The sequence below is a fragment of the Streptomyces sp. NPDC055103 genome (assembly GCF_053607625.1).
The window spans coordinates 1-16,625 of sequence record NZ_JBSGTX010000115.1 but is presented as its reverse complement, the minus strand read 5'-3'; the positions used below and the strand labels follow the sequence as shown (position 1 = coordinate 16,625).

The 16,625-nt window shown below is 69.9% G+C and carries 13 protein-coding genes; 4 read left to right on the top strand and 9 right to left on the bottom strand.

Annotated features, from left to right (window positions below; all coding sequences use genetic code 11):
- Positions 1-289 precede the first annotated feature (289 nt).
- The 3 genes from ACWFR1_RS38520 to thyX all read right to left on the bottom strand — a co-directional run bounded on the left by ACWFR1_RS38520 (position 290) and on the right by thyX (position 3,895).
- Positions 290-1,975, bottom strand: coding sequence for a ribonuclease J (locus tag ACWFR1_RS38520; RefSeq protein WP_453560314.1), 1,686 nt, complete (start codon positions 1,973-1,975; stop codon positions 290-292).
- A gap of 100 nt (positions 1,976-2,075) precedes the next feature.
- Positions 2,076-2,975, bottom strand: a complete 900-nt coding sequence (dapA, locus tag ACWFR1_RS38515) for a 4-hydroxy-tetrahydrodipicolinate synthase (RefSeq protein WP_453560312.1) — start codon at positions 2,973-2,975, stop codon at positions 2,076-2,078.
- Between the two features lie 179 nt (positions 2,976-3,154).
- Positions 3,155-3,895, bottom strand: coding sequence for an FAD-dependent thymidylate synthase (gene thyX / locus ACWFR1_RS38510; protein ID WP_453560310.1), 741 nt, complete (start codon positions 3,893-3,895; stop codon positions 3,155-3,157).
- 154 nt (positions 3,896-4,049) lie between these two features.
- Here thyX and ACWFR1_RS38505 point away from each other — a divergent pair, with 154 nt between their 5' ends.
- Positions 4,050-4,289 (top strand): hypothetical protein, encoded by a 240-nt coding sequence (locus tag ACWFR1_RS38505; RefSeq protein ID WP_453560308.1) that lies wholly within the window; start codon positions 4,050-4,052, stop codon positions 4,287-4,289.
- A 54-nt stretch (positions 4,290-4,343) separates the two neighbouring features.
- Entirely contained in the window at positions 4,344-4,904 is a 561-nt protein-coding gene (locus tag ACWFR1_RS38500; RefSeq protein ID WP_453560305.1) for a hypothetical protein, read from the top strand.
- On the opposite strand, the gene ACWFR1_RS38495 is transcribed toward ACWFR1_RS38500, so the two are convergent.
- From ACWFR1_RS38495 to eccD, 6 genes are all read right to left on the bottom strand, one after another.
- Positions 4,894-5,346, bottom strand: coding sequence for a hypothetical protein (locus tag ACWFR1_RS38495; protein WP_399222710.1), 453 nt, complete (start codon positions 5,344-5,346; stop codon positions 4,894-4,896). The genes ACWFR1_RS38500 and ACWFR1_RS38495 overlap by 11 nt on opposite strands.
- A 5-nt stretch (positions 5,347-5,351) precedes the next feature.
- Positions 5,352-6,104: a 4-hydroxy-tetrahydrodipicolinate reductase gene (dapB, locus tag ACWFR1_RS38490; RefSeq protein ID WP_453560303.1), complete on the bottom strand. Its 753-nt coding sequence runs from the start codon at positions 6,102-6,104 to the stop codon at positions 5,352-5,354.
- 28 nt (positions 6,105-6,132) lie between these two features.
- On the bottom strand, positions 6,133-7,512 hold the full coding sequence (locus tag ACWFR1_RS38485; protein WP_453560301.1) for a M16 family metallopeptidase: 1,380 nt from the start codon (positions 7,510-7,512) through the stop codon (positions 6,133-6,135).
- Positions 7,509-9,725, bottom strand: a complete 2,217-nt coding sequence (locus tag ACWFR1_RS38480) for a polyribonucleotide nucleotidyltransferase (RefSeq protein ID WP_453560299.1) — start codon at positions 9,723-9,725, stop codon at positions 7,509-7,511. Before ACWFR1_RS38480 ends, ACWFR1_RS38485 begins: the two co-directional genes overlap by 4 nt.
- Positions 9,726-10,006: 281 nt before the next feature.
- On the bottom strand, positions 10,007-10,297 hold the full coding sequence (gene rpsO / locus ACWFR1_RS38475) for a 30S ribosomal protein S15 (RefSeq protein WP_024758243.1): 291 nt from the start codon (positions 10,295-10,297) through the stop codon (positions 10,007-10,009).
- 213 nt (positions 10,298-10,510) lie between these two features.
- Positions 10,511-11,986, bottom strand: a complete 1,476-nt coding sequence (gene eccD, locus ACWFR1_RS38470) for a type VII secretion integral membrane protein EccD (protein WP_453560297.1) — start codon at positions 11,984-11,986, stop codon at positions 10,511-10,513.
- A gap of 184 nt (positions 11,987-12,170) precedes the next feature.
- Here eccD and eccCa point away from each other — a divergent pair, with 184 nt between their 5' ends.
- Together eccCa and ACWFR1_RS38460 are read left to right on the top strand one after the other, a co-directional pair.
- On the top strand, positions 12,171-16,124 hold the full coding sequence (gene eccCa, locus ACWFR1_RS38465; protein ID WP_453560294.1) for a type VII secretion protein EccCa: 3,954 nt from the start codon (positions 12,171-12,173) through the stop codon (positions 16,122-16,124).
- An 84-nt stretch (positions 16,125-16,208) separates the two neighbouring features.
- Positions 16,209-16,508, top strand: coding sequence for a DUF397 domain-containing protein (locus tag ACWFR1_RS38460; RefSeq protein ID WP_453560292.1), 300 nt, complete (start codon positions 16,209-16,211; stop codon positions 16,506-16,508).
- The last annotated feature ends 117 nt before the right edge of the window (positions 16,509-16,625 follow it).

Genomic DNA, 16,625 nt, shown 5'->3' with positions numbered 1-16,625 from the left:
ACTCACCCTCTCGGGCTTTCCTCCGGGCTCTTCCTTCGTTTCCGACTCTATCAGATCTTTCCGATCCGATTTCCTCGGTGCTTTCCGGTCCCTTTTGTTTTCACTCCGGGGGCCTTTCGGCGGTTCCGACTTTATCAGAAGTTCTGAGTCGGTATTTCCGCCTCCCGTTCACCCGTTCAGGCGCACGACGGCGCCGGGGGTTCCCGGTCTGGCGGAGCCGTAAACGTACTGGAGCGGGGCGCCCCGATGCAAATCGAGGGGCCCCGCTCCGGTGTGGCGTTGGTCAGGCTCAGACCTCTACGACGACCGGGAGGATCATCGGGCGCCGGCGGTAGGTGTCGGAGACCCACTTGCCGACGGTGCGGCGGATCAGCTGCTGGAGCTGGTGGGGCTCGACGACGCCGTCCTGGGCCGACTTGTTCAGGACCTGGTCGACCTTGGGGACCACGGCGTCGAACGCCGAGTCCTCGATACCGGAACCGCGGGCGTGGATGTTCGGGCCGCTCACGATCTTGCCGGTCGAGGAGTCGACGACCACGAAGACCGAGATGATGCCCTCGTCGCCGAGGATCCGGCGGTCCTTGAGGTGCGCCTCGGTGACGTCGCCGACTGAGAGGCCGTCGACGTACACGTAACCGGCCTGGACCTTGCCGACGATCTTGGCCTTGCCGTCGATCAGGTCGACGACGACGCCGTCCTCGGCGATGACGATGCGGTCCTTGGGGATACCCGTCATCGCGCCGAGCTCGGCGTTGGCGCGCAGGTGGCGCCATTCGCCGTGGACCGGCATGAGGTTCTTCGGTCGGCAGATGTTGTAGAAGTACAGCAGCTCGCCGGCCGAGGCGTGGCCCGAGACGTGGACCTTGGCGTTGCCCTTGTGGACGACGTTCGCGCCCCAGCGGGTCAGGCCGTTGATCACGCGGTAGACCGCGTTCTCGTTGCCCGGGATGAGGGACGAGGCCAGGATGACCGTGTCGCCGGGGACGATCCGGATCTGGTGGTCGCGGTTCGCCATGCGGGACAGGGCCGCCATCGGCTCGCCCTGGGAGCCCGTGCAGACCAGCACGACCTCGTCGTCCGGCAGGTCGTCGAGGGTCTTCACGTCCACGACGAGGCCGGCCGGGACCCGGAGGTAGCCCAGGTCGCGGGCGATGCCCATGTTGCGGACCATCGAGCGGCCGACGAAGGCGACCCGGCGGCCGTACTCGTGGGCGGCGTCGAGGATCTGCTGGATGCGGTGCACGTGGCTGGCGAAGCTGGCCACGATGATGCGCTTCTGGGCGTTCGCGAAGACCGTGCGCAGGACGTTGGAGATGTCCTTCTCCGGCGGGACGAAGCCCGGGACCTCGGCGTTCGTGGAGTCCGAGAGGAGGAGGTCGATGCCCTCCTCGCTCAGACGCGCGAACGCGTGGAGGTCGGTGAGGCGACCGTCCAGCGGGAGCTGGTCCATCTTGAAGTCGCCGGTGGCGACGGCCATGCCCGCGGGGGTGCGGATGGCCACCGCGAGGGCGTCCGGGATGGAGTGGTTGACCGCGATGAACTCGCAGTCGAACGAGCCCAGGATCTCCCGGTCGCCTTCCTTCACCTCAAGGGTGTAGGGGCGGATGCGGTGCTCCTGGAGCTTCGCCTCGATCAGTGCGAGGGTCAGCTTGGAGCCGATGAGCGGGATGTCCGGCTTGAGCCGGAGCAGGTAGGGGACGGCACCGATGTGGTCCTCGTGGCCGTGCGTGAGCACGATCCCCTCGATGTCGTCGAGGCGGTCCCGGATGATGGTGAAGTCGGGCAGGATCAGGTCGACGCCCGGCTGCTCCTCTTCGGGGAAGAGGACGCCGCAGTCGACGATGAGCAGACGGCCGTCGAACTCGAAGACCGTCATGTTCCGGCCGATCTCGCCGAGCCCGCCGAGCGGGGTGACGCGCAGGGCGCCCTTCGGGAGCTTCGGCGGAGCGCCGAGTTCAGGATGCGGATGACTCAAAAGACTCTCCTCACCACGCGCGCCACGTGCCGTTCGGGCACGTGGCGCGCATGACATTCGTGCACTTGCTGTTGTCAGTGTTCAGTTGTGAAGTCCGTTGTCAGAGTTCTACCCCGCCGGCGGCCAGGTCGACCTTGAGCTGCTCGGTCTCCTCGGGAGAGAGCTCCACGAGCGGGAGGCGCAGCGGGCCGGCCGGGAGGCCTTGGAGGGCGAGGGCGGCCTTGGTGGTCATGACGCCCTGGGTGCGGAACATGCCGGTGTAGATCGGCAGGAGTCGCTGGTGGATCTCGGTGGCCTTCTGGGCCTCGCCGCCCAGGTGGGCGTCGAGGAGGGCACGGAGTTCCGGGGTGACGATGTGGCCGACGACCGAGACGAAGCCGCAGGCGCCCACCGAGAGCAGCGGGAGGTTGAGCATGTCGTCGCCGGAGTACCAGGCGAGGCCGGAGCGGGCGATGGCCCAGCTGGCGCGGCCGAGGTCGCCCTTGGCGTCCTTGTTGGCGACGATCCGGGGGTGCTCGGCGAGGCGGACGAGCGTCTCGGTGTCGATCGGGACGCCGCTGCGGCCGGGGATGTCGTAGAGCATGACCGGGAGCTCGGTGGCGTCGGCGATGGCCGAGAAGTGCCGGTACAGGCCCTCCTGCGAGGGCTTGTTGTAGTACGGCGTCACGGCGAGCAGGCCGTGGGCGCCGTCGCGCTCGGCGGTGCGGGCCAGCTCAAGGGTGTGGTGGGTGTCGTTGGTGCCGATGCCGGCGACGACGTGGGCGCGGTCGCCGACCGCCTCCAGTACCGCTCGTACCAGCTCCGATTTCTCCGCGTCGCTGGTGGTGGGGGACTCGCCGGTGGTGCCGTTGACGACGAGGCCGTCGTTGCCTGCGTCCACCAGATGGGTGGCCAGTCGCTGTGCACCGTCGAGGTCGAGTGCGCCGTCCGCCGTGAACGGCGTGACCATGGCGGTGAGGACCCGCCCGAAGGGGGTCTGCGGAGTGGAGATCGGAGCCATGGGTAACACGCTACTCGCTGCTCAGCGCCGGGTGTCCCTTAGGGGGACAGGAAGAAGAGGAGCCCGGCACTGCCTGCTCGGGGGTTCAGGCAGTGCCGGGTCCGTTTGATCAGCCTAGATGAACTTCGTGAAACGTCGCAATACGGACACTTCGCGCGAGTGGCTCGGACATGTGTGCCCTACGGGGCCACACGGCCGTTCTTGTTGAAGGCAGCGTGGGTCAGCGGCATCAGCCTGGCCCAGTGCTCCTCCATCTTCTCGCCGACCATCTCGATCTCCCGCTGCGGGAACGACGGGACCGCGGCCAGCTCGTGCTGGGTGCGCAGGCCCAGGAAGTGCATGAGCGAGCGCGCGTTGCACGTGGCGTACATCGACGAGAAGAGGCCGACGGGGAGCACGGAGCGGGCGACCTCGCGGGCGACGCCGGCGGCCAGCATCTCCTGGTAGGAGGCATAGGCCGTTCGGTACGACTCCTCCATCGTCCGGCTGACGACGTCGTGCTGCTCCTGGGTGCCGTCGACGAAGACGTACTTGCCCGGGCGGCCCTCCTGGACCAGCTTGCGGGAGGTGTCCGGGACGTAGAAGACCGGCTGGAGCTCCCTGTAGCGGCCCGATTCCTCGTTGTACGACCAGCCCACGCGGTGTCGCATGAACTCGCGGAACACGAAGATGGGGGCGCTGATGAAGAACGTCATCGAGTTGTGCTCGAAGGGGCTGCCGTGGCGGTCCCTCATCAGGTAGTTGATCAGGCCCTTGGAGCGCTCCGGGTCCTTCTGGAGCTCTTCGAGGGACTGCTCCCCCGCCGTGGACACACGTGCCGCCCAGAGGACGTCGGAGTCGCTCGCCGCGCTCTTGACCAGATCAACGGTGACGTCGCTCCGGAAGTCGATCTTCACGTTCTCGGTGGGGGTGTCGGTCACCAGCGGTCCTTCCAGTCGGGGTGTTGCAGGGCCCACCTTAACGACGTCCTCCTCGAGGATGAGATTCGGCCGCTTTGGTGAAATAGGGCACCAAAACGTCGATTCCGTCGTCTGTACCGGTGACGCCCGATGACGACAGAGGAGAGTGGCCCTGATGTTCCGCCGGAGAGAGGCCGTACCGTTCGCGTTCGTCGCGGAGGCCGACCACTTCCGCAGTAACGTCACGCCACCTCCACGGGAGCGCCTCAACGCCTCGCAGATCATGGGTCGTACGCTGATCGGGCTGACCGTCGTCGCGGGGCTCGTCGGTTCGCTGATCTTCGGGATGCCCTCCCTCCAGTCGGGGGAGTCCGCCACTCGACAGCAGCAGTCCGAAGCCGCCGACAACCGCTGAGGTAGCCTCACCGGGCACTGCCCCTTCGAGCGTGCTTGTGAGTGAGGACCTGTCGTGCCCCTGCCCTTCCTGACGGCCGACCGTGCTGTTGACGTGACCGACCACGTCGCCCTGCCGTTCGACGACCACGATCAGTGGCGTCGTCCGTACCGACCGGGGTCGTGGCGGGTCGGAGCGGCGGCGCTCGCGCTGCTGCTCGCCTCGTTCGTGCTGCTGGCAGCCGTGATCATCGTCGCCGCCGGGGGCTTCGGCGCCGCGGGCGTCACGCTCGGGCTCGCCGTGCTCGTGATCCTGTCGGCCCTGCGGATGCTCCGCGTGGGCACCTGGGTGAGCCGCGCCGGGGTGCGGCGCGTGGGCTTCCTCAAGACCGTCACCGTGCCGTGGGCGAAGGTCACCTCCGTGCGGACCGCGCAGCAGCCGGTGCGCTGGCTGGGGCTCCCCCGCACGGTCCAGGGCCAGGCCCTGGTGCTCGGCCGGCAGGGTGGTGAGCAGCTGGTGCTGCTCACCACGCACAACGCCGACTTCCTGTCCCGGGTCGAAGCCTTCGACCGCGCGGCCGACACGGTCGAGGCCTGGAACGCCGAGTACGGCGTCGTACCGGCCGCTACGCGCTGACCGTACGTCCCTCGTGGAGGGCGATGGCCCGCTGCATCGCCTTGCGGGCCCTGGGGGTGTCGCGGGCGTCGTGGTAGGCGACCGCGAGCCGGAACCAGCAGCGCCAGTCCCCCGGGGTGTCCTCCGTCTCGGCCTTGCGCCGGGCGAAGACCTCGTCGGCCGAGTCCCGGTCGATCCGGCCGCCCTCCGTGCGCTTCAGCTCGTCGACGGGCAGACCGCCCTCGGCCTCCAGCTCGGTGGCGAGGCGGCCGGCCTGCCGGGCGAACCGGGTGTTCTTCCAGAGGAACCAGCCGCCGACGGCCGGCAGCAGGAACGCCACGGCGCCCATGCCCATGGCGGCCGGTTCGCCCGTGAGGAGCAGCAGCACGCCTTCCATCGCCACCACGCCGAAGACGAGGACGAGGACGGTGGCGAGGAAGACGTACGTGATCTTTCCGCCCATGGCCGTCAGCCCAGGTCCAGGAAGTGTTCCAGGCCGAAGGTGAGGCCTGGAGTGCTGGTCACGCGGCGGGCGCCCAGGAGGATGCCCGGCATGAAGCTGGAGTGGTGCAGCGAGTCGTGGCGGACGGTGAGGGTCTCGCCCTCGCCGCCGAGCAGGACCTCCTGGTGGGCGAGGAGGCCCGACAGGCGTACGGAGTGGACGCGGACGCCGTCGACGTCCGCGCCGCGCGCGCCTTCGAGGCCTGTGGCGGTGTTGTCCGGCTGGACGCCGAGGCCGGCCTCGGCACGGGCCGCGGCGATCAGCTGAGCCGTCCGGGTGGCGGTGCCCGAGGGGGCGTCCACCTTGTGCGGGTGGTGCAGCTCGATGACCTCGACCGACTCGAAGTACGGGGCCGCGATCTGGGCGAACTTCATGGTGAGGACCGCGCCGATGGAGAAGTTCGGCGCGATGAGGACACCGGTCTCCGGGGAGGCCGCGAGCCAGGTCCGCAGCCGCGCGAGGCGCTCCTCGGTCCAGCCGGTGGTGCCGACGACCGCGTGGATGCCGTGGCGCACGCAGAAGTCGAGGTTGTCCATCACCGAAGCCGGGGTGGTCAGCTCGACGACGACCTGGGCGCCCGCCTCGGTGAGCGTCTCCAGCTTGTCGCCCCGGCCGAGGGCGGCGACCAGTTCCATGTCCTCGGCGGCCTCGACGGCCCTGACCGCCTCGGAGCCGATACGGCCCTGGGCTCCGAGGACCGCCACGCGCAGCTTGCTCATTGGTCTTTTTCCTTAAAGGGGCTCGGGATCAGGTGACCGCTTGGTGGAGCCGGTCGGCCTGCTTGTCCTTCAGTGGTCCTATCACCGACAGGGAGGGACGCTGGGCCAGTACGTCGCGGGCGACGGCCCGGACGTCGTCCGGGGTGACCGCGGCGATCCGGGTGAGCATGTCGTCGACCGACATCTGGCTGCCCCAGCACAGCTCGCTCTTGCCGATGCGGTTCATGAGCGCGCCGGTGTCCTCCAGGCCGAGGACGGTCGAGCCGCGGAGCTGGCCGACGGCGCGGACGATCTCCTCGTCCGTGAGGCCGTCGGACGCCACCTTGTCGAGCTCGTCCCGGCAGATCCTCAGCACGTCGTGGACCTGGTTGGGGCGGCAGCCCGCGTACACCCCGAAGAGGCCGCAGTCGGCGAAGCCCGAGGTGTACGAGTACACGCTGTAGGCCAGGCCGCGCTTCTCGCGGACCTCCTGGAAGAGGCGGGAGGACATGCCGCCGCCGAGGGCGGTGTTCAGCACGCCGAGGGCCCAGCGGCGCTCGTCGGTGCGCGCCAGGCCCGGCATGCCGAGGACCACGTGGGCCTGCTCGGTCCTGCGGTTCATGTGCTCGACGCGGCCCGCCGTGCGGATGGTGCGCAGGCCGTCGCGGGGGGCGACGGGGACGGCGTCGGTACGGGTCAGTGCGCCGGCCTTCTCGAAGGCGCGGCGGACCTGGCGTACCACCGTGGCGTGGTCGACGTTGCCCGCGGCGGCGACGACCAGGTGGGTCGGGTCGTAGTGCTTCTTGTAGAAGCGGGCGATCTGGCCGCGGGTGAGGGCGTTGACCGTGTCGACGGTGCCGAGGACCGGGCGGCCCAGCGGGGTGTCGCCGAACATCGTCTGCGCGAACAGGTCGTGCACGACGTCGCCGGGGTCGTCCTCGGTCATCGCGATCTCTTCGAGGATGACTCCCCGCTCGGCCTCCACGTCCTCTTCCAGGACGAGCGCGCCGGTGAGCATGTCGCAGACGACGTCGATCGCCAGCGGCAGGTCGGTGTCGAGGACCCGGGCGTAGTAGCAGGTGTACTCCTTCGCCGTGAAGGCGTTCATCTCGCCGCCGACCGCGTCGATCGCGGAGGAGATGTCGAGGGCGGACCGCTTGTGGGTGCCCTTGAAGAGGAGGTGCTCCAGGTAGTGGGTCGCGCCGTTGAGGCTCGGCGTCTCGTCGCGGGAGCCGACGTGCGCCCAGATGCCGAAGGTGGCGGAGCGCACGGAGGGGAGGGTCTCGGTGACGATCCGGAGGCCGCCGGGGAGGGTCGTGCGGCGGACCGTGCCGATGCCGTCCTTGCCCGGGAGAAGCGTTTGGGTACGGGCGACGGCCCGCCCCTCCGAAGAGGGGCGGGCCGTCGTCACGGAACTACGGGACGTCACTGGTCGGTGTCGTCCTTCGCGTCAGCGGCGTCCTCGTCCGCGATCACGGGGATCAGGGAGAGCTTGCCGCGCTGGTCGATCTCGGCGATCTCGACCTGGACCTTGGAGCCGATCGCGAGCACGTCCTCGACGTTCTCCACGCGCTTGCCACCGGCGAGCTTGCGGATCTGCGAGATGTGCAGCAGGCCGTCCTTGCCGGGCATCAGGGAGACGAACGCACCGAAGGTGGTGGTCTTGACGACCGTACCCAGGTAGCGCTCGCCGACCTCCGGCATGGTCGGGTTGGCGATCGCGTTGATCGTGGCGCGGGCGGCCTCGGCCTGCGAGCCCTGCTGGGCACCGATGTAGATGGTGCCGTCGTCCTCGATCGTGATGTCGGCGCCGGTGTCCTCCTGGATCTGGTTGATCATCTTGCCCTTGGGGCCGATGACCTCACCGATCTTGTCCACCGGGATCTTGACGGTGATGATGCGCGGCGCGTTCGGGGACATCTCGTCCGGAACGTCGATCGCCTCGTTCATCACGTCGAGGATGTGCAGACGCGCGTCACGGGCCTGCTTCAGCGCGGCGGCCAGGACCGAGGCGGGGATGCCGTCGAGCTTGGTGTCGAGCTGGAGCGCGGTGACGAACTGCTTCGTACCGGCGACCTTGAAGTCCATGTCGCCGAAGGCGTCCTCGGCACCGAGGATGTCGGTGAGGGCGACGTAGTGCGTCTTGCCGTCGATCTCCTCGGAGATCAGGCCCATGGCGATACCGGCGACGGCGGCCTTGAGGGGCACACCGGCGTTCAGCAGCGACATGGTGGAGGCGCAGACCGAGCCCATGGACGTCGAGCCGTTGGAGCCGAGGGCCTCGGACACCTGACGGATCGCGTAGGGGAACTCCTCGCGGGTCGGGAGGACCGGCACGATGGCGCGCTCGGCGAGCGCGCCGTGGCCGATCTCACGGCGCTTGGGCGAGCCCACGCGGCCGGTCTCGCCGACGGAGTACGGCGGGAAGTTGTAGTTGTGCATGTAGCGCTTGCGGGTCACCGGGGAGAGGGTGTCCAGCTGCTGCTCCATGCGGAGCATGTTGAGGGTGGTGACGCCCAGGATCTGGGTCTCGCCACGCTCGAACAGCGCCGAGCCGTGCACGCGCGGGATGGCCTCGACCTCGGCCGCGAGCGTACGGATGTCCGTGAGGCCACGGCCGTCGATGCGGACCTTGTCCTTGATGACGCGCTCGCGGACCAGCTTCTTGGTCAGCGCGCGGTAGGCGCCGCCGATCTCCTTCTCGCGGCCCTCGAAGGCCGGCAGGAGCTTCTCCGCGGCGACCTCCTTGATGCGGTCGAGCTCGGCCTCGCGGTCCTGCTTGCCCGGGATGGTGAGCGCCTGGGCGAGCTCGCCCTTGACCGCGGCGGAGAGCGCCTCCAGGACGTCGTCCTGGTAGTCGAGGTAGACCGGGAACTCGCCGGTGGGCTTGGCGGCCTTGGCGGCGAGGTCCGACTGGGCCTTGCAGAGAGCCTTGATGAAGGGCTTCGCGGCCTCGAGACCGGCGGCGACGACCTCCTCGGTCGGCGCCTCGGCGCCGCCCTTGACGAGCTCGATCGTCTTCTCGGTGGCCTCGGCCTCGACCATCATGATCGCGACGTCGCCGTCCTCGAGGACGCGACCGGCGACGACCATGTCGAAGACGGCGTCCTCGAGCTCGGTGTGCGTCGGGAACGCGACCCACTGGCCCTTGATCAGGGCGACACGGGTGGCGCCGATGGGGCCGGAGAAGGGCAGGCCCGCCAGGATCGTGGAGGCGGAGGCGGCGTTGATCGCGACCACGTCGTACAGGTGGTCGGGGTTGAGCGCCATGATCGTCTCGACGATCTGGATCTCGTTGCGCAGGCCCTTCTTGAAGGAGGGGCGCAGCGGCCGGTCGATCAGGCGGCAGGTGAGGATCGCGTCCTCGGAGGGGCGGCCCTCCCGGCGGAAGAAGGAGCCGGGGATCTTGCCGGCCGCGTACTGCCGCTCCTCGACGTCCACCGTCAGGGGGAAGAAGTCCAGCTGGTCCTTGGGCTTCTTCGAGGCGGTGGTCGCGGAGAGGACCATCGTCTCGTCGTCCAGGTAGGCGACGGCGGAGCCGGCGGCCTGCTTGGCGAGACGGCCCGTCTCGAAGCGGATGGTGCGGGTACCGAAGGTGCCGTTGTCGATGACGGCCTCGGCGTAGTGGGTCTCGTTCTCCACTAGTGGTTTCTCCTACGTGTTCGTCTTTGCGTCCGGGGCCCGTGTGGCCGGGGACGGTGTCGACGGGGCGGAGAGACGCGCCTTGGGTGCTGGCCGGTCTTCGATCGAAGCACCCGGCATCTTCCGGGGGCCACTACCGAGGACCGGCGGCGAGCCGGCGGCTCCTCGCTCGTCCGTCGTATGGGGTTGTGCGACCAGACTAAGTGTCTGTGTGCACTTTGTGCACGTACAGCAAAGGGAGCGGCCCCCTGAAAGTGGGAACCGCTCCCTTCACGGCGTCCTTACTTGGCGCCGCCGGCCGCACCGCGGCGGATGCCGAGGCGGTCGACCAGGGCACGGAAGCGCTGGATGTCCTTCTTGGCCAGGTACTGCAGCAGGCGGCGGCGCTGGCCGACCAGGATCAGCAGACCACGACGGGAGTGGTGGTCGTGCTTGTGCTGCTTGAGGTGCTCGGTCAGGTCCGAGATGCGACGGGAGAGCATGGCGACCTGGACCTCGGGAGAGCCGGTGTCGCCCTCCTTCTGGCCGAACTCGGTCATGATCTGCTTCTTGACAGCGGCGTCGAGAGCCACGCTGATCTCCTCTTAGTGGTTCGTGCGCCCGCGAGTGCCCCTGGTCTAGATCTCAGGGGAAGCTTCCGTGACTCGACGGGCGAAGGTCCGATGGGCGCAGCTTCCAGAAGCCTTGAGGGCTTCCGAGAGCGCGTACACAAACGGCCGTCACACAGCGTACCAGTTCGGCGGAGCGGGCCCGTCGCCGTTCAGGTCGCCGCTTAAGGCCCGTCCCTACTTGCTGGTCAAGGAGCGGACCGCCATGAAGACGTCGAGGACGGCGAGGCAGAGGGGGACGAGGGAGAGGAGGACGAAGCCCTCGGCGAGGTCGAGGAGCCGGCCCCAGAAGGGCGAGAGGCCCTTCTTCGGGATGATCAGGCCGATGGCGGTGATCAGCGCGGCGCCGGCGGCGACGGAGGCGGTGAGCCAGATCGTCCGGATGTCGAGGCCGCCGCGGTCCCCGTACATCAGGAGGTCCTTGACGAGGTCGACCGGCGGGTTGAGGGAGAGGCCGAGGACGAGCAGCGCGATGGCGGCGATGCCGGCGACCAGGACGCAGGCGACCTGCGAGGTGTAGCGGAAGAGGCGGGCGCGGAGCAGCATCGCCAGGCCGGAGGCGAGGGCGAGGAGCTGGCCCCAGAGGTTTCCGGCGAAGCCGAGGACCGCGGCGGAGCCGACGACGACGGCCGCGCAGCCGCCGACCAGGCCGAGGAGCATCTCGTGGCCGCGGCGGGCCTGGAGGGCGATGCGCTCGCCGTCGACGGCCCGGTCCTCGTCGTCCGTCTGCTGGGGGTCGCCGAGGAACTCGTCGTCGGCGGCGCTGCGCGGGGCGGCGTAGCCGATGGGGAGCCGGGCGAAGCGGGCGGAGAGGCCGGGCAGGAAGGCGACCATGCCGATGGCGACGGGCGCGCAGACGGCCGCGGTCTCCGTGGCGGAGCTCTCGGTGAGGATCATCACGAAGGTGGCGAGGGTGCCGACGGTCGCGAGGAAGGTCGCGGCGACGAAGGGGGCGTCTCCGCTGGGGGTGAGGGCGACGAGCGCGACGGAGGCGACGAGGACGGCGACGCAGCCGAGCAGGAACTGGAGCCGGCCGGGGCCCGCGCCCGCGTCGGCGGCGATGATGCCGGAGCCCGCGATGAGCAGCAGGGGCAGGGCGCCGAGGCCGAGGGCGACGGCGGTGGCCCGGTCCGCGTAGACGCGGGCGCGGACACCCGCGAAGGCGGTGAGGAGCAGGCCGGCGCCGCCGGCGATGATCCCGGGCAGGCTGTGCATGTCGTGGCGGACCGGGTCCGCGAACCAGAGCACGAAGCCCATGAGCACGAGCAGCAGGACGCCGCCGAGGAGACCGGCGCCGCGCAGCAGCTCGTCGCCCCAGAGATGCCGGTCGCGGGTGACGGCGGAGGCGACGGCGTCGGAGACGTCGTCGTAGACGGCCGGCGGCAGGGACTGGGCGAAGGGGCGAAGGGAGAGCACCTCGCCGTCGAGGACCTGCTGGGCGGCGAGGGTGCGGGCGCCGTCGAGGACGGACCCGTCGCGGCGGACCAGGTGGTAGCCGGTCGGGGTGCCCGCCGTTTGCGTCTGCCCGGTGAGCCGCAGGATCTCCGGGTAGACGTCGGCGACGGCGATGTCCTCCGGGAGCGCGACGTCGATGCGGCTGTCCGGCGCCACGACGGTGACGCGGCAGAAGCCGGTCGCTGCGGTCGTACTCACGTGTCTGGACCCCCTGATTCGCGGTTGCGCACGATGCGCGCGCCACCCTACCGGGGACGGCCGGTGGGGGCTGCAAGTAGGATCGCCGTCCCATGGGGGAAGTCCGCGTGCCCGGCTGCCGACCGGGGTGCCGGCGCGGATGCTCCCGCCACGAGCCCGCCTCCTACGAGGGATTGATGCGCCGGTGAGCCAGATCGTCGTCAAACGCCCACCGAGGGCGCTTCCGCCGGAAGTGCCCGGTGAGGAACTGGTCCTGGAGTCTCCGCCGGAACTTCCGCGGGGGCAGCAGGAGTCGGCGTTGATGCAGCTCCTGCCGATGCTCGGCATGGGTTCCTCGGTGGTCTTCTTCTTCATGACGCCGTCGCCGATCATGCGGATCATGGGCGTGCTGATGCTGGCGTCGACGGTCGCGATGGCCGTCGCCCAGTTCGTCAGATTCCGTCGCGGTACGCAGGGGCAAATGGCCGATGTCCGCCGCGACTACCTCAAATACCTCGCGCAGACGCGGCGTACGGTCCGGCGCACGGCGCGCAAGCAGCGGGACGCGCAGCTGTATCTGCACCCCTCCCCCGAGCAGTTGTGGTCGGTCGTGGCCGAGGGCTCTCGGGTGTGGGAGCGCCGGGTGGGCGACCACGACTTCGGGCAGGCCCGGATCGGGCTCGGCGCGCAGCAGTTGGCGACGGCGCTGGTGGCGCCGGACACGGCTCCGGTGGACGAGCTGGAGCCGCTGTGCGCGGGCGCGATGCAGCAGTTCCTCGCGGTGCACGGCACGCTGGACGGGCTGCCGATGGCGGTCTCGATGCGGGCGTTCTACCACGTGACGGTGTCGGGTGAGCCTGAGTCGGCGCAGTCGGTGGCGCGTGCTCTCGTGGCGCAGTTGGTGACGCTGCACTCCCCCGACGACCTGATGGTCGCGGTGGTCGCGGCGCGCGCTTCGCAGGAGCGGTGGGACTGGGCGAAGTGGCTGCCGCACACGCAGGTGCCCGGGCAGGTCGACGGGGCCGGTACGAAGCGGCTGTTCGGTGACGACCTCGGCGAGCTGGAGAACCTGATCCGCTCGAAGCTCGACGGGCGGCCGCGGTTCTCGCGGGACAACCAGCCAGTCCTGGACCAGCCGCACGTGGTCGTGGTCCTGGACGGCGGCATGGTGCCCCCGGACTCGCTGCTCGCGGCGGCCGAGGGCCTTCAGGGCGTGACGATCGTGGAGGTCGTCTCGGGCGAGCTCGACGAGCCGCGCGGTGGTCTTTCGGTGGTGGTGCGGCCGAACCGGCTGAGTCTGGAGTTCGGCGGCGGCTTCGCGTACGAGGGGGTGCCGGACGGCATCTCGCTGCCGGCGGCCGAGGCGCTGGCCCGTCAGCTGGCGCCGCTGCGCATGGGCGGCGGGGACGACGACGAGCCGCTGCTCGCCAATCTGGACTTCACGGATCTGCTGAACCTCGGGGACGCCGAGTCGGTCGACGTGGCGCGGACGTGGCGGCCGCGGACGGTCGCCGAGCGGCTGCGTGTGCCGATCGGTGTCGGTGAGGACGGCCAGCCGGTCATGCTGGACCTGAAGGAGGCCGCGCAGGAGGGCATGGGCCCGCACGGTCTGTGCGTGGGCGCGACGGGCTCCGGCAAGTCGGAGCTGCTGCGGACGCTCGTCCTGGGCCTGGCGGTGACGCACTCCTCGGAGACGCTGAACTTCGTCCTCGCGGACTTCAAGGGCGGCGCGACCTTCGCGGGCATGTCGCAGATGCCGCACGTGGCGGCGGTCATCACCAACCTGTCGGACGACCTGACGCTGGTCGACCGCATGGGCGACGCGATCCGCGGCGAGTTGCAGCGCCGTCAGGAGCTGCTGCGGTCAGCGGGCAACTACGCCAACATCCACGACTACGAGAAGGCGCGGGCGGCGGGTGCTCCGCTGGAGCCGCTGGCCTCGCTGGTCCTGGTGATCGACGAGTTCTCCGAGCTCCTCACCGCCAAGCCGGACTTCATCGACATGTTCATCCAGATCGGCCGCATCGGCCGATCGCTCGGTGTGCATCTGCTCCTCGCCTCGCAGCGCCTGGAGGAGGGCAAGCTGCGGGGCCTCGACACGTACCTCTCGTACCGGATCGGTCTGCGGACCTTCTCGGCGGCGGAGTCGCGGACGGCGATCGGTGTGCCGGACGCGTACCACCTGCCCTCGGTGCCCGGTTCGGGCTATCTGAAGTTCGGTACGGACGAGATGACCCGCTTCAAGGCGGCGTACGTCTCGGGGACGCACCGGCCGGGCGGGCCGCGTCTGGAGATCGGGCACCTGCCGGTGGAGCGGCGGCCCGCGCTGTTCACCGCGTCGCCGGTGCCCGTGGTGTACGCGGCACCGGACCCGGCGTACCTCGCGGAGCGGCGGGCGGACGAGGACGACGCGCTCGCGGACACGGTCCTCGACGTGATCGTGCGCCGTCTGGAGGGTCAGGGCGTGCCGGCGCACCAGGTGTGGCTGCCGCCGCTCGACCAGGCGCCCTCGCTGGACCAGTTGCTTCCCGGGCTCGCGCAGACGGCGGACCGGGGGCTGACGGCGACGGAGTACACGCGCCAGGGCGGGCTCACGGTGCCGCTCGGGCTCATCGACAAGCCGTTCGAGCAGCGGCGTGAGGTGCTGTACCGGGACTTCTCCGGCGCGGCGGGTCACATGATGGTGGTCGGCGGTCCGCAGTCCGGCAAGTCGACGCTGATGCGGACGCTCGTCTCGTCGTTCGCGCTCACCCACACACCGGCCGAAGTGCAGTTCTACTGCCTGGACTTCGGTGGTGGCGGCATGATCTCGCTCGCCGATCTGCCGCACGTCGGCGGGGTGGCGTCGCGGCTGGACCCGGAGCGGGTGCGACGGACGGTCGCGGAGGTGCTGGGGGTCCTCAACCGGCGGGAGGAGTTCTTCCGTTCGCACTCCATCGACTCGATGACGACCTACCGCCGCAAGCGGGCCGCGGGCGAACTGCCGGGCGAGGCCTGGGGCGACGTCTTCCTGGTCGTGGACGGCTGGGGCAGCTTCCGCAACGACTACGACACGCTGGAGCCGATCGTCTCCGACATCGCGGCGCGCGGTCTGGGCTACGGCATCCACGTCGTGATCACCGCCGCCCGGTACATGGAGGTGCGGGCGGCCCTCAAGGACCAGATGCTGGGCCGGCTCGAACTGCGGCTCGGTGACGTCATGGACTCCGAGTTCGACCGCAAGGTCGCGGCGAACGTGCCGACCGGCGTGCCGGGGCGCGGCCAGGTGGCGGAGAAGCTGCACTTCATGGGCGCGCTGCCGCGGATCGACGGATCGAGTTCGGGCGCCGACCTGTCCGAGGGCACGGCCGCGTTCGTCCAGGCCGTACGGACGAGCTGGACCGGGGCTCCGGCCCCCGCGGTGCGGCTCCTGCCGCGCAGGCTGCCGGCGGAGCAGCTGCCGAAGGGCTTCGAGTACCCGCAGCACGGCATCGCGATCGGTATCGACGAGACGAACCTGGAGCCGGTGTTCGTCGACTTCGAGTCGGATCCGTTCTTCCTGATCTTCGGTGAGAGCGAGTCCGGCAAGACGGCGCTGCTGCGGCTGATCGCCAAGCAGCTGTGCGAGCGGTACACGCCGGAGCAGGCGCGGATCGTGGTGGGCGACTACCGGCGGACGATGCTGGAGGCGGTCGCGCCCTCGCACCTCCTGGAGTACGCGCCGATGGCCTCTGCCATGCAGATGCACATGGACGCGATCAACACGGTCATGACGAAGCGGGCGCCGAAGCCGGACATCACCCCGCAGCAGCTGCGGGACCGGAGCTGGTGGACGGGTCCCCAGCTGTTCGTGCTCATCGACGACTTCGAGCTGGTGGCCACCAACTCGGGGAACCCGCTGGCGGTCCTGGTGGAGAACCTGCCGTTCGCGCGGGACGTCGGCATCCGGTTCATCGTGGCGCGCAACCAGGCCGGTGCCTCGCGGGCGATGTACGAGCCGTTCATGCAGCGCATGAAGGAGCTGGGCTCGCAGGGCGTCATCCTCTCCGGCGATCCGCAGGAGGGCGACATCCTCGGCAGCGTCCGGGCGAGGCCGATGCCTCCGGGCCGGGGCACGTTCGTCTCGCGCAAGCGGGGGACGCCGCTGGTGCAGCTGGGCTGGCTGCCGGAACAGCACTGAGCGGAGCGGCGTTCACGCCGTCCCGGTACGGCGGTCCCACTACTGTGGAGGGGACCGCCGTACCACCGCGAAGGGAAAGCGCCGATGACCGACGCACACGCCAGCACCACCGACAGCTCTCCGGCGAGCGCCGCGGACAACGCCCTGGCCGCCGAGAAGCAGCGCCAGAAGGACGAGCTGTACGCGCTCGACATCTCGGGCGTCGAGTGGCAGGGCGCTCCGGGTACCACCCCGGACGAGGAGCGCGTGGAGATCGCGCACCTGCCCGAGGGGGCGGTGGCGATGCGTTCGTCGCTCGACAAGGAGACGGTGCTGCGGTACACGAAGGCCGAGTGGGACGCGTTCGTCCTCGGCGCCAGGGACGGCGAGTTCGACCTGCGGTAGCCGTCGGGTACGCGTGAGGGGGCTCGCGCTGCTCGACCCGCGCACCCTCGCCGGAAAGGGAGGCCACTGATGCGACGCGTACGGTGGAACACCCCGCTCGTCGTGGCCCTCACCGGC

Coding starts and splice junctions, on each gene's coding strand:
- dapA (WP_453560312.1), bottom strand. CDS start 2,975: ATGGCTCCGATCTCCACTCCGCAGACCCCCTTCGGGCGGGTCCTCACC.
- ACWFR1_RS38505 (WP_453560308.1), top strand. CDS start 4,050: ATGTTCCGCCGGAGAGAGGCCGTACCGTTCGCGTTCGTCGCGGAGGCC.
- ACWFR1_RS38495 (WP_399222710.1), bottom strand. CDS start 5,346: ATGGGCGGAAAGATCACGTACGTCTTCCTCGCCACCGTCCTCGTCCTC.
- dapB (WP_453560303.1), bottom strand. CDS start 6,104: ATGAGCAAGCTGCGCGTGGCGGTCCTCGGAGCCCAGGGCCGTATCGGC.
- ACWFR1_RS38460 (WP_453560292.1), top strand. CDS start 16,209: ATGACCGACGCACACGCCAGCACCACCGACAGCTCTCCGGCGAGCGCC.